Source organism: Clostridia bacterium (assembly GCA_017405765.1).
In the GTDB taxonomy this organism is placed as follows: domain Bacteria; phylum Bacillota; class Clostridia; order Oscillospirales; family RGIG577; genus RGIG577.
In genome coordinates this window covers 1-25778 of sequence record JAFQZS010000013.1, presented here as the reverse complement: position 1 = coordinate 25778, position 25778 = coordinate 1, and the positions used below count along the sequence as shown (strand labels likewise).

The following is a 25778-nucleotide window of genomic DNA, read 5'->3' as shown; positions in this document are numbered from 1 at the left end:
ACGCTTTGTTTTGGTCTTTTATTTCCCTACGTTGGCATTATCCAAATCAGGTAATGGGTATAGGCGCGACGCCACATCTCAGCCGCTTTTCGCAAGCTCCCCTCATTTATATGCTTTTTTAGGATGTTTATACAGATATAATAGCACAATTTTATTCTTTGTCAATACAAATTACGGCGTTAAAAATAGGCTCTTATTGAAACGCGGATCTATAAACGGCGTTTATCGCATCGGCGTCGGCCGAGATCACCATTGAAATGTAATTGCCGTTCTGCTCTACGCTTGAAGCCTGTATTTTATTGTACTCATCCGGAAAATAGTTTTTTGTTTCGTTAAGCTTGGCCTGATACCTGTTTTCAAGCTTATCCTTTATTGACTGCGCCGCATTTGCATCTGCGGCCTCAATGAAAACTATCTCGTCTGCCGATACGCCCGACACATTGATCTTCGCGGCAAACTGAGCATACTCGCCTTTCTCTATGCCGTAGAACGATAACATCTCCTCGTCTGAAAGGTCCAGCATATCCTGATCGGAAACAAACTCTCCTATACTATCCATAACTGCGCCCAGATCCACCGCAGTCTCTTCCTTAGACGCGCTGTCGCTGCATGACGCGGCCATGAAAAGCGCGCAGATCATTATTGCCGCAGAAATACCCGCTTTCACTCTCTTAAAACGAATGCCGTAATCCATTATACCTGCTCCTTATTTAAAATTTTTTGATACGCAAAACAAATTATTCCATTGCCGAAAGACTTCCCGCCATGCTTATTTTCTTCAATCTGAAATAGAGAGCGAAATTCACCAAAAGCGCAAAGCACATTGTAAGCGCCGCCGCCCATACGAAGCACGAAGGCGCAATATCGGGCGCGAACATTACTATTTCCACTTCAGCCGTCTTCACTACGAAACGTCCTAAAAATACTCCTCCGACGAGTCCTATAGCTATACCGATAAGAGTTGAGACCATGTTCTCGCGGTAAATATACTGCGCTGTCTCGCGGTCGGTAAAACCGAGCACCTTTATCGTCGCTATCTCGCGTATACGCTCGTTCACGTTAATATTTGTAAGATTGTACAGCACCACAAAGGCCAAAAGCCCCGCAGAGAATATTATAACATAAACTATATAGTTTAAACTATCCATTACGTTTTTAAAATGCTCTCTAGTATCGTTATTATATGAAAGCCCAAGCACTCCGTCATGCGAGAGCATATCGTATGAAAGCTCGTCGCCTTTAGTTTCATCAGTCATATTGATGAGCAGAGCGTTGTAAACGATATCTTTTTCATATTCTCGCTCGTAATCTTCATGCGATATGAACACATAATTGTAGGCGTAATTTTCACAAACGCCCGCTATACGAAACTTTCGCGCCTCATCCTGTTCGCCCACGATTATCATATCTCCCGTGCTCACGTCCAAAAGACGCGAAAGCTTCTCCGATATCACCGCGCCGTTTTTTAAATCAAATTCTTCTTTCGTTTCACGGTCGTGTATATTTACAAAGCTTGTGAAATCTTCTGTACGGGAAGGAACAAAAACGTATGCGTCATAGCTTTTAGAGTCTGATGAAGCTTTTGTTGACTTTTCCATAACGCCGATATTCTCGCTTATATAAGGCGATGCGCTTACCGCGTTTTCTATATCGAGACGCTGCTCGTTCGACGCCGCGTCGTCCACAAGCATCGTGGCGCTCTGTATGAACACCTCGTCGAACTGCTTATCTACTATCGAAGATATCGAATATTTCAGCATAAAGCCCGTAAGCATGAGCGCGCTGCATCCCGCAATGCCCACAACGGTCATGATTATACGTCCCTTGTATCTGAAAATATTTCTCGCGGCTACTTTTTTTGTAAAGCTCATGCGCCGCCATATGGGAGTGCGCTCCAAAAAGACGTGCTTGCCTGTTTTCGGCGGCTTTGGTCTTAAAAGCGCGGCCGGTCTTAGCCTCAGCTCCCTCATGCAGGCAAAAAGCGCGGAAACGGCCGTACATAAAACTGCTACCCCTATGCACCACATTCCTATCCCCCACTTAAAGGAGGTGATCGCTCCCGGAATATTGTAAAGTATTCCGTAGGCGTTCATGATGACGGCGGGAAATATGCGAAAGCCCAATAAAAGTCCCAAAAAGCCGCCAATGACGCTTGCCGCCGACGCATATATCACATATTGCACAGCTATACGTCCCGACGAAAAGCCAAGCGCCTTTAAAACGCCTGTCTGAGTGCGCTGCTCCTCTACCATGCGCGTCATCGCCGTAAGACATACTAAAAGCGCCACGGCTATGAACATCACGGGAAATACCGTCGCGATCGCGCCTACTCGGTCGGCGTCGGTGCCGTAGCCCTCATAATCCACAAAGTCGCGTCTGTCGAAAATATACCATTTCGCGCCGCTCTTAAAATCCTCTATTTTACTCTCCGCGTCGGCTATATCCTCCGCGGCCTTTGAAAGCCGCGCTTCTCCGTCGGAAATGTCGTTCTCTGCCGAGGATATCTTTGCCTTTGCGTCTTTAAGCTCGGCGCGGGCGTTTAAAAGCTCGGCCTCGCCGTCGTCTATGAGAAGCCTGTTCTTTTCAAGCTCGCTTTCGGCGTCTATGAGGCTTTGTTTCCCCGCTTCAAGTTCCGCTCTTTTTTCGGAGATTTCGGCCTTTGCCTTTTCTATCTGCAGCGCAGCGTCGTCAAGCTGAGATTTTTTAGCGGCAAGCTCTTCTTTGGCCGCAGAAAGGGCGGCCCAGGCTTCGTCAATGTCCGGCACGGCTATGGGAAGCGCTTTCGCCTCCTCTAATTCTTTTACTTTACTCTCATATTCGGCATACGCCGCATTATATCCCGAAAGTCCCGCGTTATATTCCTCTTCGGCGCTTATAATATCCGCTTCGGCCAAAGAGAGCTGCTCGTTTGCTTTTCGCGCGGTCTCGTCATACTCCGCCTTGCCTGCTTCATACTCCAAAAGCGCGGCAGCGTAATCCGCTTTACCCTCCTCTAAGCGCTTTTCTTCATCGGAAAAGCGAAGAAGCGCATCGTCGTATTCTTTTTTTGACGAAGACAGCTTCCCTTTCCCGTCTTCCAAATCACGCTCGGCCGCTTCGTAATCTTCGCGCGCTTTTAAAAGCTCCGCCGTTTCATCGGCCACGGCGCGGTCGGCGCGCTGCGGCAAAAGCGCTTGCGACGCCTCATAAAAAACGTCGTCATATCTGTCTAAAAGCGCGTAATATTCATCAGAGAACGCGTCCATATCCTCATTTTTTGAAAGCGTTATGTAAACGTCCGTATACGTCGAATAAGAAAACGCCTCTTCGGGTATAAGACAGAAAGCGTCTATAGTGCCGTTTCCTATGTTCGTATTGCCTCGATTAAAAGAAATATACAGGGGCGACTGAACTATTCCGACTATTTTAAAGGACGTATTATTAAGATGATCTTCGGCGCTGTTTTCCTCATCGTTTAAAGACAGCACGATCTCGCTTCCTACTTTAAAATACTCGGGTGTGCGCGTGTTTGTTTCAACTAAGCATTCGGAGGCGTTTTGCGGCATCCTGCCCTCGATAAGCATAGGCAGGTCCTGCGTGTCGGAAAGGCTTAGGGACATGGCTTTAACTATGATATCCCTGCCGTCCGGATTTTTTGCAAAGCAGTCTAAATAATACGACGGCCTTAAATCTTTTACGCCCTCTATATTTTTAAGCGCGGCGATGTCCTCGCCGTCAAAGCCCGCATTTGAAATGATATGCATATCGGAAAGCCTGTATTCGTCAAAATAGACCTTCGCCGTATACTTCATGTCGGGACACGTTGAGCGAACGCCGGCAAAAAAGCCGCAGCCGAGCGCGATTATCGCAAGTATCGAAAAAAAGCGGTTCTTCGTGCGCCACAGGCTTCTTAACGTATTTAAAAACAGAATATCCTTCATACTTCTACCATTCTATAGTCGCGGGATCTGCGGGATGCTCGTTTATGATAATATTGCTCACCCGCGCGCTTTTAAGCTCGATAACGCGGTCGGCCATCGGAGCTATCGCCTTGTTGTGCGTTATCACAACGACTGTCATGCCGCGTTTTTTGCACATGTCGTATAAAAGCGCAAGTATCGCTTTGCCCGTATTGTAATCGAGCGCGCCCGTAGGCTCGTCGCATAAAAGCAGCTTGGGATTTTTGGCAAGCGCGCGCGCTATCGACACACGCTGCTGTTCGCCGCCCGAAAGCTGCGCGGGAAAGTTATTGCGCCTCTCAAAAAGCCCTACCGCCATGAGCACCTCATCGGGATCAAGCGAATTTTCGCATATCTGCGCGGCCAGCTCCACATTTTCCCTCGCCGTCAGATTAGGTACCAGATTATAAAACTGGAATACAAAGCCTATATCGAAGCGTCTGTACAGCGTCAGCTCCTTTTTTGAAAAACCTGCAATATTGCGGCCGTCAACTGTTATCTGCCCGCCGTCGCATGAATCCATGCCTCCAAGCATATTCAAAACAGTAGTCTTGCCTGCGCCGGACGCGCCCACTATAACGCAAAACTCGCCCTTCTCTATCGAAAACGAAACGCCATCCGACGCCGTTATCGTTACTTCTCCCATCTTATAGCGTTTATAGACCTCTTTAAGCTCAACAAAGCTCATACCGTGTTCTCCTTACGCACGTTTTGCCGCGATCACCCTGTAGATAGGCTGACCCAGCGCCGTAAACCTGTCCTCATATTCCGTTGTGCAGTTGCCCTCGGCATACTTTGAATTATGAAGATCAAGCGTAAGCTCCTTTAAAATAAAGCCGCATTTGGAAAACTCGCACAGTGAAAACTCAAACAGGCGCGGATTGTCCGTTTTAAAAATTATCTCGCCCTCAGGCGCAAGTATGGTTTCATATTGCTTTAAAAAGCTCTCATGAGTAAGGCGGCGCTTAGCCTGTCTCGACTTGGGCCACGGATCGGAGAAGTTCAAAAAGATCTTCGACACTTCCCCGTCGGCAAATATTTCCGAAAGCTCTGCCGCGTCCTGTGATATGAATTTAACGTCCGCTATGTTTTCCGCCTTCGCTTTCTCCATTGCCATTATAAGCGCTTCGGGCACCTTTTCAAGCGCGATATAATTAAAATCCCTGTTCTCGCGGGCGCACATCTTTCGAAGGAACGCGCCCTTACCCGCGCCTATCTCGAGATAGAGCGGCGCGCTGCGCGAAAAAAGCTCCGAAAATCGGCCTTTGTATCGTGCAGGCTCGTCTATAAGCAGGTCTTCGCACCGCTCAAAGCGCGGGCCTAAATTTTTCTTTTTTCTCATCCGCATCTTTCGTTCATCCTTCTTTCCGGATAAGACAATTATACACGCTTTGTCTAAAAATGTGTAAGCTATATCTTCAACAAATCAAAAATATCTGTCTGATTGCTCTCGGGTATGCCTCGAAGCATCCCGCGTTCACGAAACATTTCTATTACCGTCTTTGAAATGCCCGTGCGAACGCGCAGATCCTCTACCGTTTCAAACGGGCGGTCTTCACGCGCTTCCTTTATGCTTCTCGCCGCATTTTCGCCCAGCCCCGAAAGGGCGCGAAACGGCGGAAGTATCTTGCCGTCAATTATCTTAAAATTTTTGCTGTCGGACTCGTAAAGGTCTATCGGCAGAAATTCAAATCCGCGGCGGTACATCTCGTAGCATATCTCAAGGATTATATATATGCTCTGATCCTTTGCCGTCGCGTTCGGATCCTGTTCTATCTTTTTCATGTGGCGTCTGACGCGATCAATGCCGTTCGCCATCATGTCCGCGTCAAAGTCGTCGGCTGCAACGCTGAAATACGCGCAGTAAAAGGCCAGAGGATAATGCACCTTAAAATAAGCTATCCTAAACGACATAAGCACATATGCCACGGCATGCGCCTTTGGGAACATATATTTTATGCGGCGGCACGATTCTATGTACCATTCGGGCACGTCGAAGCTCTGCATGAGCTCCACCCATTCGGGCTGTAAGCCCTTGCCCTTTCTTACCGCCTCCATTATCGTAAACGACTCTTTTTTCGGCAGCCCCTTATGTATGAGATACATCATTATATCGTCGCGCGTGGAGATAACGTTCTTAAGCGTCGTCGTGCCGTCAAGCACAAGCTGTTGCGCGTTGTTGAGCCATACGTCGGTGCCGTGAGAAAGGCCGGCTATACGCACGAGCTCGGCAAACGTCGTGGGCTTAGTGTCAACAAGCATCTGACGCACGAACTTCGTGCCGAACTCGGGTATCGCCACGGTGCCTACCGAGTGGATCACCTCATCAGGTTCAAGCTTAAGCGCCTTCGGCGAGGTGAATATGCTCATCGTCTCCTCGTCGTCTAAGCGCACGTCGTTTATATCTACGCCCGTAAGGTCGGTAAGTACGCGGATCATAGTCGGCGCGTCGTGTCCCAGAAGGTCGAGCTTTAAAAGGTTTTCTTCTATTGAATGATACTCAAAATGCGTCGTTATGATATCGAGCTTCTGATTGTTCGCGGGCCTTTGAATGGGGCAAAAGTCGTATATCTCCTTGTGCGACGGCACGACGATAAGGCCGCCGGGGTGCTGACCCGTAGACTGCCTGGAACCGGTGCAGCCCATAATAAGCCTGTTTTCCTCGGCGCGGTTCACTTTAACGCCCGTCTCCTCAAGATAATGCTTTACGTATCCGTAAGCCTTCTTTTCCTTTAGCGTGCCTATGGTGCCCGCACGGTAAACGAAGCCTTTGCCGAACATGACCTCGGTATTCTTATGCGCCGTCGCCTGATATTCGCTTGAAAAGTTTAGATCTATATCGGGCGATTTGTCGCCGTCGAATCCCAAAAAAGTCTCGAACGGTATGTCAAAGCCGTCCTTCTTCATCGGTATGCCGCAGTTCGGGCAGTCCTTTGGCGGCATATCTGCGCCGGAGCCGTATTCGCCGTTCTCAAAAAACTCAACGTGCTTGCATTTTTCGCATAAATAATGCGGCGCAAGCGAATTTACTTCGGTTATACCGTCCAAAAAGGCGACGAACGACGAGCCTACGGAGCCTCTCGAGCCGACTAAGTATCCCGCCTCGTTCGACTGAAGCACGAGCTTCTGCGCTATCGTATACATGGGCGCAAAGCCGTGCTTTATTATAGGTGTCATCTCGTGCTCAATGCGCTCGGAGACAATATTGGGAAGATCCTCGCCGTAGATCTCCTTCGCGCGCGTCCATACTATCTTCTCTAGATCCTCGGCGGCATTCGGCACATTAGGCGGAAAACTGCCCTCGGCAATGGGGCGTATCGGCTCCATCATGTCGGCTATAAGATTAGTATTCTCTATTACTACGCGATGCGCGTCGCGCTCGCCGAGATATGAGAACTCATCAAGCATTTCTTTCGTAGTGCGGTAATAAAGCGGCGTAGATTCCTCGTCGTCAAATCCGTGCCCGCTCATAAGTATGCGGCGGAATATCTCATCCTCGGGATTTAAGAAATGCACGTCTCCCGTCGCCGCAACGGGTATCGACAGCTCGTCTCCCAGCGAAAGAATAAGCTTATTGTGGGCTTTTAATTCCTCTTCATCCTTCGCGCGTCCCTTGCCGATAAGAAAACGGTTGTTGTCAAGCGGCTGTATCTCCAAAAAGTCGTAAAACTGCGCGATGTTTATAAGCCTGTCGCGGTCCGCGCCGTCCAAAATGGCGCTGTAAAGCTCGCCCGCAACGCACGCACTGCCTATGATAAGTCCTTCGCGGTGCGCCATAAGCTTGCTTTTAAGTATACGCGGGCGCTTGTAATAATCGTCGATATGCGCCCACGATACGAGCTTGTATAAATTTTTAAGCCCCGTATAATCTTTTGCAAAGATTATCTGATGATACGACTTCAAGCTCGTCGTTTTTACCTTCGCTCCGTCGGAGAGCGCGTTTATCTGCCCTGTCGTCTCGATCTTGTATTCGTCCCTAAGCTCGCGCGTCATTTTTATAAACATTCCCGCGAGCACGTTCGCGTCGTCGCAGGCGCGGTGATGATTGAAGTCTTCCATCTCAAGATGTCGCGCAAGTGTGTCGAGCTTATGATTTTTCAGATTGGGATAGAGCGTTCTCGACAGCTCTACCGTGTCTATCGAGGTCTGGGCCGTTTTTATGCCGAGACGCGCCTTCGCCTCGTTTAAAAAGCCCATATCGAACGGCGCGTTATGAGCGACCATTACGCCGCTGCCCGAAAACTTGAGAAACGCGCGTACCGCCTCGTTTTCATCGGGCGCGTCCTTGACCATTTCGTCCGTTATGCCCGTAAGCTCCGTGATCTTCGGCGGTATGGGCATATGCGGGTTTACGAACGTCGAGAACGTGTCGGTTATCTCTCCTCCCGACACTTTAACTGCGCCTATCTCCGTTATACGGTCCTTTTTTCTTGAAAGCCCCGTCGTCTCAAAGTCAAATACTATGTATTCGCCCGAAAGCGGCTCATTTTTATTGCCGTCCACTATTTTTCTCGCAGTGCCGTCTATATCGTTCACAAAATAAGCCTCGACGCCGTAAAGTATCTTTATGCCGTGTTTCTTTGACGCCTTCATCGCGTCGGGATACGCCTGAAGCACTCCGTGGTCGGTAACGGCTATCGCCTTATGTCCCATAAGCTTTGCCGCGGCGCAGAAATCGTCTATCGAGTTCGTCGCATCGAGCGCCGACATCTGCGTGTGCAGATGAAGCTCTACACGTTTTTCTTCGCAGGGGTCGAGTCGCACCGTCTTTTCACATTCCGTAAGGCCGCTCATATCGAGCACCGATTCTCCCGTGAATTTGTCTGGCCCCATAACGCCCTGCACAATGAAGCTTTTGCCCTTCTTTACCGCGCCCGTCACCTTCTCTACGGCGGCTTTCGGCAAAAGCTTTTTTACGCGCACGGAGTTCGTTTTATCCGTTATGTCAAAAACGATGATCGTACGCCCTTTTTTCGTGACCTTTACCTCACAGAAGAATACCTCGCCGCGCACGGCTACCTCGCCGGAATCGGCGTTCACATGCGCCATCTTCGTTACGGGCATTGTGGCGGCACTGCCGAAAATGACGCTTTCGTCCTTTGGCGGCTTTTCTTCTTTCGGTCTTTCTTCTTTTAGCTTCTTTTCGTCGTTGTTCTTTTCCTCTTTTTTCTCTTCGGCAGGCGCCTGTGCAGGCGCGTCGTCTTTTTTCGCTTCGGGTCCGCTCTTATTTACGCAGACCTCCGCCGAAATATCCGAAAGACGATACGCATTCTTTATTAGTCCGAAAAGCTCCGACAAAACAGCGTTGTCAAACTTGTCCGAAAAAAACAGATTTAATTTTATAATGCGCGCGCTGCGGTTGACCTTTAGCTTCTTTATCGTACATATTTCATCAAGCTCTTTAATTCTGCCGTTAAACTCCACAAGCGTGAAGCGTTCGCTGAGTCTCATCCGTCTACCTCATTTATGTAAACTGCATAGGCGCGCCGCAAAAAACGCATATCACGTCGTTTTGCAGCGCGCACATTTTTTCTTATATCATATCATAGCTTTTATTTCTTTTAAAAGCTCTTCTAAAATTTTATCCTCCGGTATCTTTCTGATTATCTCGCCGTGCTTGAAAAGCACGGCCGAGCCGCTTCCTCCCGCAACGCCCACGTCGGCCTCTCTTGCCTCTCCCGGTCCGTTTACGGCACAGCCCATAACGGCTACCTTTATCGGCGCGTTTATTTCTTTAAGAGCCTCTCCCACCGCCTTTGCTATGGGTATCATGTCTATCCGGCACCGCCCGCAGGTGGGACACGATACAAGCTGCGGCCTGTCGTGAAGAAGTCCCACAGCCCTGAGTATATTTTTCCCTGCGTATACCTCTTTTACGGGATCGTCCGTAAGCGACACTCTTATCGTATCGCCTATCCCGTCGCAAAGAAGCGACCCTATGCCCACCGACGATTTTATTATGCCCATCTCGTATGTACCCGCCTCGGTCACGCCCAGATGGAGCGGATAATCGCGCGTGCGGCTCATAAGGCGGTATGCCTCTATAGTTGTTTTTACATCGGAGGATTTAAGAGATACGGCAATGTCGAAAAAGCCCTCGTCCTCGAGCATCTTTATATGGCCGAGTGCGCTTTCAACTATCGCCTCGGCGCACACTTTGCCGTATTTTTTTAAGATATCCTTCTCAAGCGAGCCGCCGTTCACTCCTATGCGTATGGGTATGCCGCGTTCGGCGCATGATCTTACTACGGCCCTCACCCGCTCGCGCGAGCCGATGTTCCCGGGATTTATGCGTATCTTATCTATGCCCGCGTCGGCTGCGATAAGCGCAAGGCGGTAATCGAAGTGTATATCGGCTACGATCGGCATGTCCGTGCCCTCTCTTATTTCGTAAAGCGCACGCGCCGCCTCCTCGTCAGGCACGGCAAGGCGCACTATATCGCAGCCCGCATCCTTGAAGCGCGATATCTGCCAAAGCGTTTTTTTCGCGTCGCGCGTGTCCGTATTCGTCATCGACTGCACCGACACGGGCGCGCCGCCGCCTATCTCTATATTTCTTACCTTTATTTTTCTCGACGCCATATACATTCTCCTTTACGAAGGCAAAAGCTTTAATATATCCTGATATGCAATGAATATCGCCAGCACGACAAACGCCACGAGTCCCACGAAATGCACAAGGTTCTCCTTCTCGGGCGGCACGGGACGGCGCGAAATAAGCTCGTATATCATAAATACGATGCGTCCTCCGTCAAGCGCGGGCAGCGGAAGCAGATTTACCACGGCCAGATTTATCGTTATAAATGCAACCAGCCGCCAAAAACTCTCCCAGCTTACTTTTATCGCCGAGGATATGGCGCTTCCCACGCCTATCGGGCCGGAAAGCTCGGTCATTCCCACCTTTCCCCGCACCAGATCGCCTAAGGTCACCCATATAAGCTTCGCAGTGGCAAGCGATTTGTAGAACGCCGTTTTTATTGTGCCGATAAACGTTGCCTTTTCCGTCGTTACGTAAAAATCGGTATATACAAGATGATAGGGCTTGCCCTCGTCTTTCGGGCTTCCCGTTATCTGTGATTTATCATACGTTTCATATGGGAATGTCACGCCTTCAAGAACTATCGTTTCTCCGTTTCTTTCAAGCGTTATGTCTATCGGCTCGTCGCCGCGGCTAGTAAGATAATATACTATGTCGTCGGATATATGCGTCACGGTCGAGTTTAGCTTAACTATCCTGTCGCCCTCCATAAGACCGGCCTGCTGCGTCGGATAATAGTCAAGCCCTTCGCGGAAGCTTGAAACGACCGTTGTACCTATAACGCCGGAGGACGCGACCATTATGGCAAAGATAAGAAATCCGGCGATGAAGTTCATTACGGAGCCGGCAACAACTACGACAAAGCGCGTATAGAGCGGCTTTTTTGAAAACGAACCGTCGGTGTCTGCCGCTTCTTCCTCGCCCTCCATCTTGCAAAATCCGCCTATGGGAAATACGCGCAGCGAATACTGCGTGCCTTTATATGTGCGCTTGAAGAACGCAGGGCCCATTCCTACGGAAAACTCCTCAACGGTTATGCCCGAAAGCTTAGCCGTGATAAAGTGGCCGAATTCATGGAACGTTATAAGAAATGAAAAAACGAGTATCGTTATTATTACGCCTATTTTTGATCACCTCTTGAGATTTTGGGCTGCTCTTACAACTCGGTCTCTGGCCGCTTTGTCTGCGGCAAGTATTTCTTCGAGCGAAGGCTTTTTTATGTATTCGTGCACAGAAAGCGCATCGTCCACAAGCCTTGCTATATCAGAGAATCCTATTTTATTATCCAAAAACAGCCCGACCGCCGCTTCGTTCGCGCCGTTTAAAACTACCGTGGATGTGCCCAGCTTTTCGGCGCTCTCTTTTGCAAGCCTAAGGCAGGGGAAGCGTTCGAGATCAGGCTTGTAAAACGTAAGCCTGCCCGCGTCGAAAAGGTTTAGCCTCTTTACCGGCAGAGATGCGCGCCGCTCATAATTTATCGCATACGCTATGGGAAGACGCATATCGGGCGTTCCCAGCTCGGCGATCACGGCGCCGTCGCAAAACTCCGCCGCCGAATGCACGATGCTCTCGGGATGTATCACTATCTCTATTTCATCGGGCGACAAAGAAAACAGATGCATGGCCTCGATAAATTCAAGTCCCTTGTTCATCATAGTTGCCGAGTCTATGGTTATCTTAGGTCCCATGCTCCAGTTTGGGTGCTTTAATGCATCGGCTACCGTTACATTTTCCATCTGCTCCTTCGTATATTCACGAAACGGGCCGCCGGAAGCAGTAAGTATAACGCGTGAAAGCTCTCCCTTTTGTCCCGCGCGAAGCGACTGCCATATGGCGCTGTGCTCCGAATCTATCGGCAGTATTTGTACGCCTCGCTTTTTCGCTCTTTTCATAACCAGCTCGCCGCCGGCTACAAGCGTCTCCTTATTGGCAAGCGCCACGTCGCATCCCGACTCTATTGCTGCCAGCGTGGGCATAAGCCCCACCATTCCGCCCAATGCGTTTAAAACTATATCGGGCGCCGCATCCTTTATCATATCGCACATGCCGTTTACGCCGGCGTATACTTTATGCGCGCCGCCCATGCGCTCCCCAAGATCTTTTGCGGCGTCTTTTTGGCCCGTGCAGACGAGCGGGATATTTCTCTCTTTCGCCTGTGCCTCCAAAAAATCCGTGCTTTTATTTACTGCGGCTCCTACTATCTCAAAATCGTCGGCGCCGTCGATAACGTCGAGCGCCTGACGGCCTATCGAGCCGGAAAGTCCCAGAATTATTATTCGTTTTTTACTCATACGCCACCGCCTTAAGAGTATAACATTATATTGTTGCCAAAAACGACGATATTATTCATAGTTATATCAAATTATATTAAATAATATTAAATTCTTCCAAAAAATTATAGCGGACGGTTTGACTTTTCACCGTCCGCGCACTTTTGTCACATAAGCACCGTAAAATTATGTAATAGCAGACTCATAAGCGGCGCAGTAAACAATACGCTGTCGAATCTGTCCAATACTCCTCCGTGTCCGGGCATTATGTCGCCGTAATCCTTTATGCCGTACTGACGTTTTATTACCGAAGCCGCAAGGTCGCCTATTTCGGCTATCACCGCTCCCACTGCGCCGAACAGCGCAAGCAGGGCGTAGTTTGCCGTAAAACCGAACACGCGCTCCATAACAAGCCCGAAAATAAGAAAGCTTATTACACAGCCCGCGAGGCCGCCGACAGCGCCCTCTATCGTCTTTTTCGGGCTTACTCTCGGCGCGAACTTATGGCGTCCGAAAAAGCGACCGACGAAGAAAGCGCATGAATCGGTAATAAAAGCCGCAAAGAACACAAGGTATATAAGATACTTGCCGTTTTCCAGCATTCTTACCTTGACCACCTGAGAAAAGAATACCGGAACGAAAATCGCTATCATGAATACCATGGCGATGTGCTCGAATTTTACCTTTTCTCCTCCGCCGATTATCGTTATCAAAAAGAGAGCCGTCACAGTGAGAAGTATCAGCCCGAAGAACGAACTGATGCCCGCGAATTGAAAGAACATAATGACTATCGCGCATACTGCTCCAACGACAACGAGCGCCTTATATTTAATTATGCCTATTGCGCGGTAAAGCTCATACATAGCGACCAGCGAAATAACTATCATGCATCCTTCCATCAAATAAAGATTGTTGGAAAACAGCACTACGAGCAATATCGCCAGACCCACGGCAGCTGAAATCAACCTTTTCCCCATAAACCCCTCCCAAACGGGCATACGAACGGCCTAAAGTAACAAAAACATGCAAAAAGGCCGCCTTTATTTTTTTTGCGGCGCGCTTTAAATGCCGCCGAATCTTCTGTTGCGCTGCATATAATCTATGAGCGCGCGGTCGAGATCGGCCGGAGAAAAATCGGGCCACATTATATCGGAGAACCAAAACTCCGAATACGCGCTCTGATAGAGAAGGAAGTTTGAAAGTCTTAACTCCCCGCTCGGCCTTATGATAAGGTCGGGGTCGGGCATACCGCCCGTGTAAAGCTCGCGCCCGAACGACTCTTCCGTTATGTCGTCCTCGGTTATCTCGCCGTCGCGCAGCTTTCTTGCCATTGCTTTCGCCGCGTGTACGATATCCTCCCTGCCGCCGTAATTTATTGCGACGTTTATGTGCAGGTCGTCAAACATGCCGGTGTCGCGCTCTATCATATTTATATCCTTCATTATCGCGGGCGAGAATCGGCTCATATCGCCGATGAATTTAAGCGCTGCGCGATCGCGGATAAGGCGCGCGCGCTCGTTCCATATGTATATATGAAGAAGCGCAAAAATTCCTTCTATTTCTTCCTCGGGCCGCTTCCAGTTCTCTGTAGAGAACGCGTAGACCGTTAAATATTTTATGCCTATCTGCTGGCAGTATTCCGATATCTTTTTGAACGTCTTCGCGCCTTCCTTATGTCCCGCGCTGCGCGGCAGACCTCTTTTTTTTGCCCATCGTCCGTTGCCGTCCATTATTATGCCTATATGCTTAGGCATTGCGGGATTGTCGGGGCCTATTTTTAAATCCATAGCGTTTATCCTTTTTATTTTTTTGATTTAAACTTCTTTTATTTCCTTCTCTTTGGCTGCGCAGATCTTGTCTATCTCTTTTATATACTTATCGTGTATATCCTGAGCGTCCTTCTCGCCGTCCTTTAGATCATCCTCTGTTATCTCGCTCTTTTTCTTCATCTTCTTGAACTTTTCTATCGTGTCGCGGCGTATGGAACGGATAGCCACCTTGGCCTCCTCCGCTTTCTTCGACACCTGCTTTGAAAGCTCGATACGGCGCTCCTCTGTGAGAGGCGGTATTGCAAGGCGCAGGCCCTTGCCGTCGCTTTGCGGATTTATGCCGAGATCGGACGCAAGTATAGCCTTTTCTATACCCTTTAACGCCTTGGGGTCAAAGGGCGCGATGTAAAGCGTGCGCGGGTCCGGCGTAGTTATAGTAGCAATATCCCTCAGCGGAGTAGGCTGACCGTAATATTCAACGCTTATTTTGCTAAGAAGAGAGGCGTTCGCGCTTCCTGCGCGTATAGTGCCGTATTCGCTTACCAAAGACGCTATTGTTTTCTTCATTTTTTCTTCCGTGGTTTTAAGCTGGTCCTTCACAACGATTCCTCCTTTATACTTTCGGTATTTACTTTTTGTTTGTCACATATTGGCAACAAGCGTACCTATAGACTCGCCGCATACGGCGCGTATTATGTTTTGTGGGTCTGCTACGCCGAACACGTGTATCGGTATGTTGTTGTCCATGCAGAGCGAGGTCGCGGTGGAATCCATAACCTCAAGACCTCTGTTCAAAACATCGATATACGACAGCTTATCGTATTTGACCGCCGTCTTGTCCTTGTTGGGATCGGCCGAATATACTGCGTCAACGTTTTTTGCAAGCAGTATTATCTGCGCGTCGATCTCTGCGGCTCTCAATGCGGCAGCCGTATCCGTTGAAAAGTAGGGATTGCCCGTGCCGCAGCCGAATATGACTACCCTGCCCTTCTGAAGATGGCGTATTGCCCTGCCTCTTATATACGGTTCGGCAATGGACTTCATCTCGATCGCCGTCTGTACGCGCGTAGTAACGCCGCGCTGCTCAAGCGCGTCGCAGAGCGCAAGCGAATTCATAACGGTCGCAAGCATACCTATATGGTCGGCGCGCGTTCTGTCCATACCCTTGCCGCTTCTCGTGCCGCGCCAGAAGTTGCCGCCGCCTACTACTATGCCAAGCTCCACGCCCATTTCCGTAAGCTGCTTTATCTTTTCCGATATTGCTCCCAGCACATCCGGGTTCAGGCCCGTTTTCTGCGCTCCCGCCAATGCTTCGCCGCTGACCTTTAAAAGCACCCGCGTATATTTGGCCTTTCTGTTTTCATGCGTTGTCATTGCTGTTTCGACCTCCGCTGTGTATGGTTCGTACTTGTCTATGCATACATTTTACCTTAATATAAGTGTTTTTGCAATCAAATTTGATTTATTTTTAGGATAATGATATAACATTATCATACGAAGGAGGTCTTTTACCTTGAAAACGCTTATTCTTTTCCTTTATCCCGCCATATTTTACTATCTCGGAGCCGTAAACATACTGACGCTTATACTTATGATATATGATAAGCTTGCAAGCAAAACGGGAAACGTAAAGCTTCGCATACCCGAAAGCACGCTTCTCATATTAAACGCGATAGGCGGGAGCCTCGGCGCGTTTATCGGCGTTTTTCTCATACGCCACAAGAGCAAACATTTAAGCTTTAAGATACTTGTTCCGATATTTTTGGTCGTGTGGCTTTTTATAGCGGGAGCAGTGCTCTTTCTTTATCCCGGCATGTTGAAATAACGCTCACGCCCGATACTTATTATAGTATGATCAAATTCAGGTTTTATATATTTAAATTAAGGAGGACTTTTTTATGAAAAAGGCATTAGTCGCATATTTTTCCGCAAGCGGAGTCACCGCGCGTCTTGCCCGGACCCTGAAAAATACCATAGGCGCGGACATTTACGAGATAAAGCCCGAGGTCCCCTATACAAGGGCCGATCTTAATTGGATGGACAAAAACTCGCGCAGCACTTTAGAAATGAAGAACAGAAGCTTCCGCCCGAAAATGAACGAGGCTCCGCCCTCTGTTGAGGAGTATGACACGATATTTATAGGATTTCCCATTTGGTGGTACGTTGCGCCCACGATAATCAACACTTATCTTGAATGCTTCGACCTTACGGGCAAAACGATAGTGCCGTTCGCCACCTCCGGCGGCAGCGGCATGGGTAAAACGAACGAAGGACTTGCGCCGAGCTGCAGGGGCGCGGTATTGAAGGAAGGCAAAGTATTCAGAGGAGGAACGTCGGCCAAAGAGCTTGAAAAGTGGGTGCGCTCGCTGGGCGTGTAAAAAAAGCGGCGTATAAAAGTGCAGGGAAAACATCGTAACTTCCCCTGTGCCGATTCAAATCCACCTCTTAGTGATAAAGCATTACAAACGGGTGTAAAACCCAAACGCGACTTTAAATTTATAAGATCCGAGGCTTATGTTAAATATGGCGCGGACAGCCGTAAGAGCTGTTCGCGCCATTTTATGCTTTATGTGTTTTTTTATAATTTGTTACTCTGCCATCTCCGCGTCAAAGCGCATGAACATCGTGGCTATCTGCGCACGTGTCGCACGGCTCGCGGGTGAAAGCGTGCCGTCTGCCATGCCCTGCATTATGCCGTGCATCGTCATCCAGCACAGAGGCTCGTATGCGTATTCGGATACTTCCGAAACGTCGGGATAGTCGAGCCTAAATGCCCACGCTCCCGTAAAGCCTTCGCCCTTCGCATTCGCGCAGCGGTAGAGTATCGCCGCAAGCTGCTCGCGCGTCACGGGATCGTCGGGCGAAAATGTCGTTTCGCTCGTGCCGTTTACGACGCCGTTCTCTGCGGCCCAGCTTACCGCGTCTGCATACCACGCGTCGCTGTCCACATCGGCAAACGTCACATCGCTCTCAGCCTCGGGGCTTCCTTCCATGCGCCACAGCATCGTGACTGCCATCGCTCTCGTGGTATCGCCGTCGGGAGCGAAAGCGTCTCCGACGCCGTTCATTATACCCTTGTCAAGCGCCCAGTGTACGCCGTCGTGGTACCACGCAGCGGGGCTTGCATCGGTAAATCTGCTTATCGGACACGTTTCATCCTTCGGGCAAGCGTTTTCATCGGTCTCGTCCGCCTTTACAAACGTAGGCGTTACCGTAACCTCGCTTGCGGGCATCGTGAAGCTGTATGTTCCGTCCGCATTCTTAGTAACGGATATGGCCGTGCCGCTTTTGTCGGTCACCGTTACGCCCGCAGCCTTATAGCCTGCATTAGGCGTGAGCGTAAGAGTTACGGTCTGGCCCGAAGCCGCGTTCGTTTTGTCAGCCTTTACGGCGCCGTTTTCCGTAGATGCACTTATCGTGACGGGCGAGGTCTTTGCGGAGCTTCCGCCTCCGCCTCCGCCGCCTCCGCCGCCTTCGTTCGAGGCAGCAACTTTAACGGGGATGACCGTCGTGCCGCCGTAATCTCCTACCTTGGCTACAAGCGTAGTTTCACCGGGCTCCATAGCGTAGAGCACACCTTCATATACGGTAGCCACTCCGCTCTCCAGCGTTGCGAACTTCACCTCGGCGCTCGTATACAGGCTCTTGCCCACATAGTCGCCCTTAAGATCCAGCGTCTCTCCGGCCTTGAGGGTTATGCCCGACGTCGGGAGGTTTTCGTTGCCGTTTACAACGACGTTGTATGGATGCTCCAGTGTAAGGACTATGTCGCGGGAGCTGTTGATGTTGTCAAGTGCGTTGCCTTCCGCGTCGCCTGCCATTATAAATCCGCGCCGGAATCCGGATGAGAAATCGTCCGAAACGTTCTTGAGCTTCACCGTATAGGCAGCGCTCTCGTCCGGCTCAAGGGCTGTATCGAGGGGTTTTTCAGCCCAGACGGTATCCATTTCGGCTGAGTCGCCGATCTTAACGGTCACGGCGCCTGCGGGCATCGTCACATTGCCGGCGTTAGTGAGCTCATAAGTCACATAGAAGCCGTCGTCACGTTCCTCGGTTTCCACGTCGGTAAACGCCGCACTCCAGCCCACACGGATAGCTTCGGCTTCCTCATCCTCGCCGTCACCGAAAACTTTGCTGATCGATTCGTCGGGGAAGCCCTTTTCCTGCGTCGTCACCTCGAAACAGATTTTGTCAAGTCCCGAAAGGTCCTCCGGCATGGTATAGGTGAAGGTGACGTCCGCAGATTCGTCGGGCAGCATACTCTCAAGCGTTCCTGATAACTCGAAAGAGCCCGTCTTTGTGTTAATCCTATCCCTGATAACGTAGCTTCCGCCGTCCGACTTCAGAATTCCGTCGTTTACGATGGTAACGGTCACCTGCACTTCTTCGCCCGCAGCGGGATATTCACAGTCATAGCTTATCTTCTCAGGCTTAAGGCTTCCGATGAATGCAAAGTGTACAGCCACCAGATCCGCGCTGTCCACGGGCTCGGCCCCGCCTTCTGTTGTCAGCGCATACTCATAACGGTTGGCTGCCGCGAAGACGGTGTCCTTGTAGCGCTCTATGGACGGCACGTAGATGAGCGGCGTGTTCTCGTCAAAAAACTTATTGTCGTAAGTCAGCCGCTGAGGACGTGACCAAGCGCTTCCGGTCTCTCTGAGATCGGCAATCCTTGCCGATGCGTAAAGCTCGCTTACGATAACATTCTCTGTCGAGCCGTCCTCATTTTCGAGCACATAGGGCAGATCCTGGATCCATATGATAAAGAGGTTCCGCTCGCTGTCCATATAGGGGATGAAGCTTGCAACAGCGGGGCCTTCCTCAAACTCATCGGTTTGCGGGATCGTCACGGTCTGGACCGGAAGCTCGTAATCATAATCCGTAAGACTCGCCTTGTCCTCCTCGGACAGCGATGCGTATTCAGGTCGCGCCCTCATCTCCGACACGGTGATCTTGTCTTTCACCCTGACGGTCCCTGTCGCATCGTTAATGATGAGGCCGTTTGTAAACAGGTCGCTAAGGTCGATAAACTGGATCTCGCCGTTCTCCTTTAAGCTGCCGGTCTCGTCCGTGGCGACGTCGGTCTGCTCGTACCAGAAGAGATAACAGGAAAGATTTTCCTCCCTGGTGAACTGTGGGCGGCTTATCGCCTTGTTGGGATCGTTTGTCAGCTGTATCGGGGCATAGAAGCGGCCCTCGTCATCGTCGAAGATCTGGAGATACAGCTCTCTGTCGAACTGCGTTGACATGTTTTCGTCGCTGTCCACCGTATAGGCGCACAGAACGCAGTGATCAGGATTACCTTCTGCGTTTTCATATACAAAATCTCGCACGACCAGATCCGTTATTACCGGACGGTTCTGACCGTTTATCGGCGTTTCCATAAAGGAGCCTGCCGGGGTCTTGCTTGTCACCGTGCCCGACGTGACGTCGTACGTCTTGTACATTAGGAAAGCGCCGTTGCGGTTGGGAGAGACGTTTTCCAGAAGCTGGCGGCTGTCCTCATTAGGGAAGTCGGCGTATACCGACTCGTCCGCTGCGATCTCCTTCACGCCCGGCTCGGAGGCCTGATAGAATACCATGTATTCCATATCCTTATCGTAGATGTCCCAAACGGCCTGAGGCTCGGAGTTGTAGTAGTCGTCGTTTGTTACGCGCTGGCAGTCGAGCACGGTCACGTCACTGTGTCCCACTTTGAGCGCTGCCGTGTAGACCTCCATATCGCGAAGGTACTCGAGCTGCTCTTCCGTCGTCGGATCGTTCGGATCCTCAGCCCACTTCTTGTCCTTTCGGGAGATCCAGCTTACCAGAATTTCCGCCACGCCTTCGCCTTCTTCAAAGTAACAGTTCTCCAAATGCGGCTGGAAGTCGCCGGTCTTGAAGGTTTCGGCGTCGCCTATCCGAACGGGCGCGCTCCATGTCGGGTTCTCCACGGGGGTGAGGTCGTCGTTGACGTACCGGTATACACTGCACGCGAGGGTCGTTTCGTCGCCTCTGCCCTTTTCGTTCGTGCCGAAGCAGGATTCTGTCGTAATGAAGACGAGTACCAGCGAGAATCCCGTATCAATCATCTGCGGATCGGCGTAGGGATAGTTGTTTTCAAGAAGCGTTGTGGTGCTGTCCTCCCTAAGCGTAGCCTCTAATTTGGCCTTGCCGCCGTCGGGCATCCATGCCGAAGGCGTCGGTGACTGCCTCATTACAGGCCCTGTATCCTCCGCTTCGGAAAGCTCGGCAGTTTTTACTCCCTCCTCGATATCCTTGTAATAGCCGTAGGCCTTATGCGCAAGTTGCATCGCAGGGATGGGAATGCTGAACCAGTAGAGATCGACCCATATCTGCAGATTCAAGGTCAGCATGAAGCCGTGCTGGTGGTAATTCGGGTTGATGTTCTTCACAGATGGGTAGTATATGTACTGCATATCGTAGCTTAGGCCGCCTCGGATGCCAAGTGTGCCGCACAGGCCCACGCCTACATAGATGCGCACCATGACCTCCGCTTTGAACTTGAAATCGTAATTTAGCCCGCTCTTTAAGTCGCCGCCGGCGGTGATATCCTCCATACTCCGCATGTTTTCAGTGACCTGGAAGCCCATGTTTACATAGCTTATCAGGTCTCCCTCAACGCCGAAATAAGCCGGAACCGGACCTATCGGGAAGTATATAACGACCTTGAAGAAGCCCACGGCGCCAACGTACATGCCGCCGCCGCAGAATACCAGACCGAGAACGTTTGACGTCTGTGCGGGCACGCCGAAGTCAAGATAGATGCCCACAAAGGGGTTAAGTCCTGCGTTGCCCACGCCTATGACATGCTTTTTACCGTTCCACAGCGTCTTACCCCATTCGGACGCCTTTTTCGCGGTGGCTTTAAAACCATCGGCCGCGCCCGTATCCGTGGCATAATCACTGTTATAATCGTTGTCCGTATTCAGCCTATAGCCGAGGCACAGGGATATTCCGCCGTTGGGCAGCTTCTGCTGACTCATCGACAGCTTCGACAGACGCAGCGTGGTATTCAGGCTACCGAAGATGGGCAGCGTACCGAAGAGCTCGTCCAGATTGCCGTCCAGCACGTCGATGTTGAGCTCGGGGGGCGTGTAATTCGCGGCGCTCACCAGATCGTAGCCGGTGTAGACCGGGGCATATACCGTCTCCTGCAGGGAGGCGCTCTCCACCTCGTTGCCGTTTTCGTCGGTGATCATTCCGTTACCTTTTACCCTGTCCGTGATAAGTCGCACGTATAGCTTGTCGCCGGGATGGTAGCGCTGAAGATTATCCTCCGACATATCGAAGCCCATGGTGAGGTAATATGTCTCGGTGCCGTTTTTGTTGTCTGTCACCTGTACGGCAGAGTCGTCGGCAAGCTTGCCCCTCGGGGTGTTGTCCTTTGCGTCATATGCCCAGAACTCTACGGTCTTAACGTGCTCAATGCGGCTGACGCCGTCGGTGTCCTTGTATGTAATTCCGTCATTGATAACGGTAGCGCTTATGGTATACAGGTGCTTTGCCGACTCCATGCCGTCGGTCCATACGGCCGCGGTGGTCGTGGCTACACCGGTGTTGTCCGACAGGGATGCCGTCTGAATGGAGACCGTGTTGGGGTTCACGACAGGCACTATAACAGTACCCAGCGGCACCTGATAGGCGTTGATGCTCGCGTCCGCCGTACCCACAGGTTTGGGTACGCCCTTTCGCAAGATGACGTACTTATAATTGACCGTACCCAGGGCTTCGGTCCGCATGATCACGCGGCATCCGGATACGCCCTTGAAGGGTATGGTGGTGAAACTGCCTTCCTCGTCGGAGATGGCGTAGGCTTCCGGAGTGACCGTGATAACGGCGCCTTCGGCGGGCATCCAGGTCTCGCCCTCCACGTTTTCTGACAGATTGAGGGCGGCGTAAAAGGCGTCGCCGTAGACGGCGTAGAGCGTCGGGTCCGCCGCCTTGGCGGTCAGTATGATAATGTTGGAGCCCTTTTCCGATCTGGCCTCATGATAATAGGTGTTCTGGCTGTAGGAGACGCTGCTGTTGCCCGGCGTCCATACTGCCACATAGTCCGCGTCCTTCGGCGTCGCCATGAGCTCGTAGAACTGATGCGCCTCGAAGTCCGTCTTTGTGATCACCTCGTAGTCCGTATAGCCGTCTTCGCCAGGGATCGTCGCGGCGGTGAATACGCCTTTGGAGTCGTCAAAGAGCGCCTTGTCCTTATCGGATACGCGCACCACAACGTGGTTGTCGATATCGTCAAATGCCGGACGGGCGGTGATAGCGGAGTAGTTGTTGAACATGGTCACACGCCAGTCGGTCGCACCCTCGTCAAAGGCAAGATAGCCTTTATTACTGTAGCCGGCCATGTTGGTGTTTTCCTGATAATCCCAGTCAGCCCAGATGGTGCTGGCGGTGAAGGAGTCCTTGTACCGGCTGTTGAGTTCCTCCATGAAGCAGACGTAATCGCCGCGGTAGATAGCTCCTCTCCGGCGCTCCTGTTCGCTGTTGTAGCTGCCATAACCATACAGCTGCTCAACGGTTCCGCGGCTGTCACTGTTGTCAAGCGTAATATTTGTGGGGATCTTGCCCATTTCGACCTCGATGGTAAACTTGCCCACGGTCCCGGACAAGCCGTCGGGGTTCTTGGCAAAGGTGATAAACCCCAGTCCGTGCATATAATGCAGCGCCGATGTGTCAAGGGCGAAGCTTGCAGTCTTGGTACCCACGGGATAGGTGGGCGTAATGCTGTAGCCGTATCCGTCTTCGTCCCTGAGTATGAGCCTCTTTATATAGCTGAAGCGGCCGTCGCAGGAGACCTCTACATAGTCGCCCACGTATTTTATAACGGTGTTGTCACCGATGTTGGCGCCGCCCAGCACCAGCTCGCCGGCGGTCTTGGCCATGGGGTGATCCTTGTAGGATACCAAGTCGCCGTTGTTGTTTAAGTAGGTCAGGGCGTCCGGATTGGAGATCTTTACCGACACGATGAAGGGGCGAAGCATGGGCTTCATCTCCTCGATGACCAACGTGTTCTGTTTGCGCCAGTGGCCCAGGTCATGGCTGTTTTCGACCCTGACTTCCGTGACGCCCTGCTTATCCACGTCCGTACTTGTGTTCCAATAGTAGTATGTCTTGTGGTCAATGCTGTTGTTGTCCGGGCCCAAGTCCTCGTACTCCGTGCGATCCCTGTACCATTTTTCCGTATCCGGCGCATACCAGTATTCCAGATTGCTTTGAGGAGAACCGCCGCTGTTTCTGGAGACCGTGACCTTTAAGCCGTTATATTCGATGCCGCAGGCGCTATAGCCGGTGAGCTTGGACATGTTGCCGTCCCGGAGGATATCCTTGCGAAGATCCCACTCTGCTCTGGTCCAGTAGCGGCCGTCGGTCCAGCCGTTGCTGTCGGCCTTGAGACAGCACTTGCTGCCGTCCATGTAGACCTTGCCGTCGCCGCCCTCGTATATATCATAATATTTTGACAGATCTATGGCGTCGCCCTCGCGGTTGGCGGCATAGGCCTCAAGCGTGGCATATTCCTCTGTCTTTTCGGGTTCAGAGACTGTTAAGGACATATCAAAGCTTTCGCTGTCCTTCTCAATAATGCCGACGGCAGTATCCGCCTCGCCCAAGACGCAGTTTTTGGGATCGGAGAGCGTCAGGTTGAAGTCAGACTGCTCATAAAGCCAGATGCTGCGCACGGGTATATGGACGGTGCGCTCGGAAACGCCGAAGGCGAAGTCCACATCGGCGTCCACCTGAGAATAGTCGCGGCCGTTCTGCGCGCTGCCGTCCGAAGTCGTCAGTCGTACAGACGTCGGCGACGTAATGATACCGTCGCGGCGTATCACAACGTCGACAAAGCCGTTCTGAGCGTCAAAGCTTTGGGCAGCAAAGCTTATGGTGGGCAGCTCCCAATCCTCGTCATCCGCAATGGTCAGCATACAGCGGCCGTAATCGCTGCTTACGCGTACATTGTCCTGTGGGGAGACAAGGCGCAGCATAAAGATGAGTTCGCCCTGGCCCTTGCTGTTGTCCAGCGTTTTTATCGAAATTATGCGCTCCGTCTGGCCTTCCTCAAAGGGTATGTCCAGATAGGCGCTGTTGAGACCCTCGACGATTTGGTCGGTGGCGTCCATGCTGTAATCCACCAGAAGCGAACCGACGTCTAAAACAGAGCTTCCGTCACTGCTTAACGCTCTCCAGTCGTCCGTAAGACCCGTGGTCTGTTCATATGCATCCGAAAGACTCATTGAAGACTGCGTTTCATACTCCTCGTCGTTTAAGCGCACAGTAACGGGGTTTTCAAGTACCGTGGCTTCCACCTCGGGCTCGGCCTCTGCGTCCGCAGCCTCAAGCGACGCGCCGTCTTCATCAGGCTCTTCCTTGTCGGGCTCATTCGCGTCGGGCTCATTCGCGTCGGAACCATCTGTCATGTCGGCGTCCTCAAGCGAAGCGCTCTCTTCGTCAGCGGCCTCGCTCAAGTAACGGTCGGGGTGCTCCTCGGCATATTCGCCAAGCTCTTCGCTCAGCGTGGCTGCGAAGTCCTCCATTACCTTCTGCTGGGCTTCTGCAATCTCCTCTTCGGTCATGCCTGCCACAGCGAGGTCCTGTTCAAAATCTTCCTCAACGCCCTCCTCTATGATCTGATCCATCAGGGAGCGGCTGTTATATTTATTTTCCACGCCCGGGCCGAAAAGCCCGCTGCCGGAAAGCGTTACTTTATAGTCCTTGCCGTAGTTGGCGGTGACGTCCAGCATCTCCAACCGGACCGTGGCCGCCTCTTCGCCGTCGCCGCTTCTAACGACGCGAAGCTTATATGCTCCGCTTTCGTCTTCCTCGAGCGAAGCCGTATTTGTGGCAAGATAGAACATGCCGTCCTTTAGCAGCGTCTCGTCATGCTGAGACTCGGGCAGCCAGATATCCTCCGCCGCCATTGCCTGCAGCGGCAGCATAAACATGAGCATTGCTACCGTAATGATAATACTTACGATGCGTTTCATTATTGCTTTCCTCCCTTTCTTTTTATGCGGACTTGCAGGGGCCTAAATACATCTAAATCGCCCCCGATATATCACATAAAAGCCTGTCCGTTCGGCGTAAACGGCTTTTATGTAAAAATCAGACCTACTGTTTCATAATACCCTTCCTCTCCCTTTCGCATATCAAAAAACGCGCCGTGAGAGACGGGGAAACTCCCCGCCGTCACGACGCGCAATGCTTAAATATTTATATGTAAACAGGACAGGCCGTCCCGCCTGCCTGCTATGCTTGCTAT

15 protein-coding genes and 1 riboswitch are annotated in these 25778 nt (G+C 51.2%); of the genes, 2 read left to right on the top strand and 13 right to left on the bottom strand.

Annotated elements, in window-relative coordinates; genetic code table 11:
• Positions 1–6: 6 nt before the first annotated feature.
• Positions 7–113, bottom strand: a riboswitch (TPP riboswitch).
• An 80-nt stretch (positions 114–193) separates the two neighbouring features.
• The 12 genes from IJG50_02740 to IJG50_02685 form a co-directional block, all read right to left on the bottom strand.
• Positions 194–694, bottom strand: coding sequence for a DUF4358 domain-containing protein (locus tag IJG50_02740; GenBank protein ID MBQ3378764.1), 501 nt, complete (start codon positions 692–694; stop codon positions 194–196).
• Between the two features lie 43 nt (positions 695–737).
• Positions 738–3920, bottom strand: a complete 3183-nt coding sequence (locus IJG50_02735; GenBank protein MBQ3378763.1) for an FtsX-like permease family protein — start codon at positions 3918–3920, stop codon at positions 738–740.
• 4 nt (positions 3921–3924) lie between these two features.
• Positions 3925–4626 (bottom strand): ABC transporter ATP-binding protein, encoded by a 702-nt coding sequence (locus IJG50_02730; protein MBQ3378762.1) that lies wholly within the window; start codon positions 4624–4626, stop codon positions 3925–3927.
• A gap of 12 nt (positions 4627–4638) precedes the next feature.
• Positions 4639–5286, bottom strand: coding sequence for a tRNA (guanosine(46)-N7)-methyltransferase TrmB (trmB, locus tag IJG50_02725; GenBank protein ID MBQ3378761.1), 648 nt, complete (start codon positions 5284–5286; stop codon positions 4639–4641).
• 62 nt (positions 5287–5348) lie between these two features.
• Positions 5349–9389 (bottom strand): PolC-type DNA polymerase III, encoded by a 4041-nt coding sequence (locus IJG50_02720; GenBank protein ID MBQ3378760.1) that lies wholly within the window; start codon positions 9387–9389, stop codon positions 5349–5351.
• Positions 9390–9476: 87 nt separating this feature from the next.
• Positions 9477–10520 carry a flavodoxin-dependent (E)-4-hydroxy-3-methylbut-2-enyl-diphosphate synthase gene (gene ispG, locus IJG50_02715; GenBank protein ID MBQ3378759.1) on the bottom strand — a complete coding sequence of 348 codons (1044 nt, stop codon included), beginning with the start codon at positions 10518–10520 and terminating at the stop codon, positions 9477–9479.
• A 12-nt stretch (positions 10521–10532) separates the two neighbouring features.
• A complete protein-coding gene (locus tag IJG50_02710) occupies positions 10533–11600 on the bottom strand; it encodes a site-2 protease family protein (protein ID MBQ3378758.1) in 1068 nt (355 codons plus the stop codon).
• 6 nt (positions 11601–11606) lie between these two features.
• Positions 11607–12767, bottom strand: a complete 1161-nt coding sequence (locus IJG50_02705; protein ID MBQ3378757.1) for a 1-deoxy-D-xylulose-5-phosphate reductoisomerase — start codon at positions 12765–12767, stop codon at positions 11607–11609.
• A 146-nt stretch (positions 12768–12913) separates the two neighbouring features.
• On the bottom strand, positions 12914–13723 hold the full coding sequence (locus IJG50_02700) for a phosphatidate cytidylyltransferase (protein ID MBQ3378756.1): 810 nt from the start codon (positions 13721–13723) through the stop codon (positions 12914–12916).
• Between the two features lie 84 nt (positions 13724–13807).
• A complete protein-coding gene (locus tag IJG50_02695) occupies positions 13808–14533 on the bottom strand; it encodes an isoprenyl transferase (protein ID MBQ3378755.1) in 726 nt (241 codons plus the stop codon).
• Between the two features lie 27 nt (positions 14534–14560).
• Positions 14561–15115 carry a ribosome recycling factor gene (frr, locus tag IJG50_02690; GenBank protein MBQ3378754.1) on the bottom strand — a complete coding sequence of 185 codons (555 nt, stop codon included), beginning with the start codon at positions 15113–15115 and terminating at the stop codon, positions 14561–14563.
• Positions 15116–15157: 42 nt separating this feature from the next.
• Entirely contained in the window at positions 15158–15889 is a 732-nt protein-coding gene (locus IJG50_02685; GenBank protein MBQ3378753.1) for a UMP kinase, read from the bottom strand.
• Between the two features lie 139 nt (positions 15890–16028).
• Between IJG50_02685 and IJG50_02680 the strand changes: the two genes are divergently transcribed.
• Together IJG50_02680 and IJG50_02675 are read left to right on the top strand one after the other, a co-directional pair.
• On the top strand, positions 16029–16340 hold the full coding sequence (locus IJG50_02680; protein MBQ3378752.1) for a DUF1294 domain-containing protein: 312 nt from the start codon (positions 16029–16031) through the stop codon (positions 16338–16340).
• A 73-nt stretch (positions 16341–16413) separates the two neighbouring features.
• Positions 16414–16893 carry an NAD(P)H-dependent oxidoreductase gene (locus IJG50_02675; GenBank protein MBQ3378751.1) on the top strand — a complete coding sequence of 160 codons (480 nt, stop codon included), beginning with the start codon at positions 16414–16416 and terminating at the stop codon, positions 16891–16893.
• 210 nt (positions 16894–17103) lie between these two features.
• Here IJG50_02675 and IJG50_02670 read toward each other — a convergent pair whose 3' ends face one another.
• On the bottom strand, positions 17104–25503 hold the full coding sequence (locus tag IJG50_02670; protein MBQ3378750.1) for an S-layer homology domain-containing protein: 8400 nt from the start codon (positions 25501–25503) through the stop codon (positions 17104–17106).
• Between the last annotated feature and the right edge of the window lie 275 nt (positions 25504–25778).

Coding starts and splice junctions, on each gene's coding strand:
- IJG50_02740 (MBQ3378764.1), bottom strand. CDS start 694: ATGGATTACGGCATTCGTTTTAAGAGAGTGAAAGCGGGTATTTCTGCG.
- IJG50_02735 (MBQ3378763.1), bottom strand. CDS start 3,920: ATGAAGGATATTCTGTTTTTAAATACGTTAAGAAGCCTGTGGCGCACG.
- IJG50_02730 (MBQ3378762.1), bottom strand. CDS start 4,626: ATGAGCTTTGTTGAGCTTAAAGAGGTCTATAAACGCTATAAGATGGGA.
- trmB (MBQ3378761.1), bottom strand. CDS start 5,286: ATGCGGATGAGAAAAAAGAAAAATTTAGGCCCGCGCTTTGAGCGGTGC.
- IJG50_02720 (MBQ3378760.1), bottom strand. CDS start 9,389: ATGAGACTCAGCGAACGCTTCACGCTTGTGGAGTTTAACGGCAGAATT.
- ispG (MBQ3378759.1), bottom strand. CDS start 10,520: ATGGCGTCGAGAAAAATAAAGGTAAGAAATATAGAGATAGGCGGCGGC.
- IJG50_02705 (MBQ3378757.1), bottom strand. CDS start 12,767: ATGAGTAAAAAACGAATAATAATTCTGGGACTTTCCGGCTCGATAGGC.
- IJG50_02700 (MBQ3378756.1), bottom strand. CDS start 13,723: ATGGGGAAAAGGTTGATTTCAGCTGCCGTGGGTCTGGCGATATTGCTC.
- IJG50_02695 (MBQ3378755.1), bottom strand. CDS start 14,533: ATGGATTTAAAAATAGGCCCCGACAATCCCGCAATGCCTAAGCATATA.
- IJG50_02685 (MBQ3378753.1), bottom strand. CDS start 15,889: ATGACAACGCATGAAAACAGAAAGGCCAAATATACGCGGGTGCTTTTA.
- IJG50_02675 (MBQ3378751.1), top strand. CDS start 16,414: ATGAAAAAGGCATTAGTCGCATATTTTTCCGCAAGCGGAGTCACCGCG.
- IJG50_02670 (MBQ3378750.1), bottom strand. CDS start 25,503: ATGAAACGCATCGTAAGTATTATCATTACGGTAGCAATGCTCATGTTT.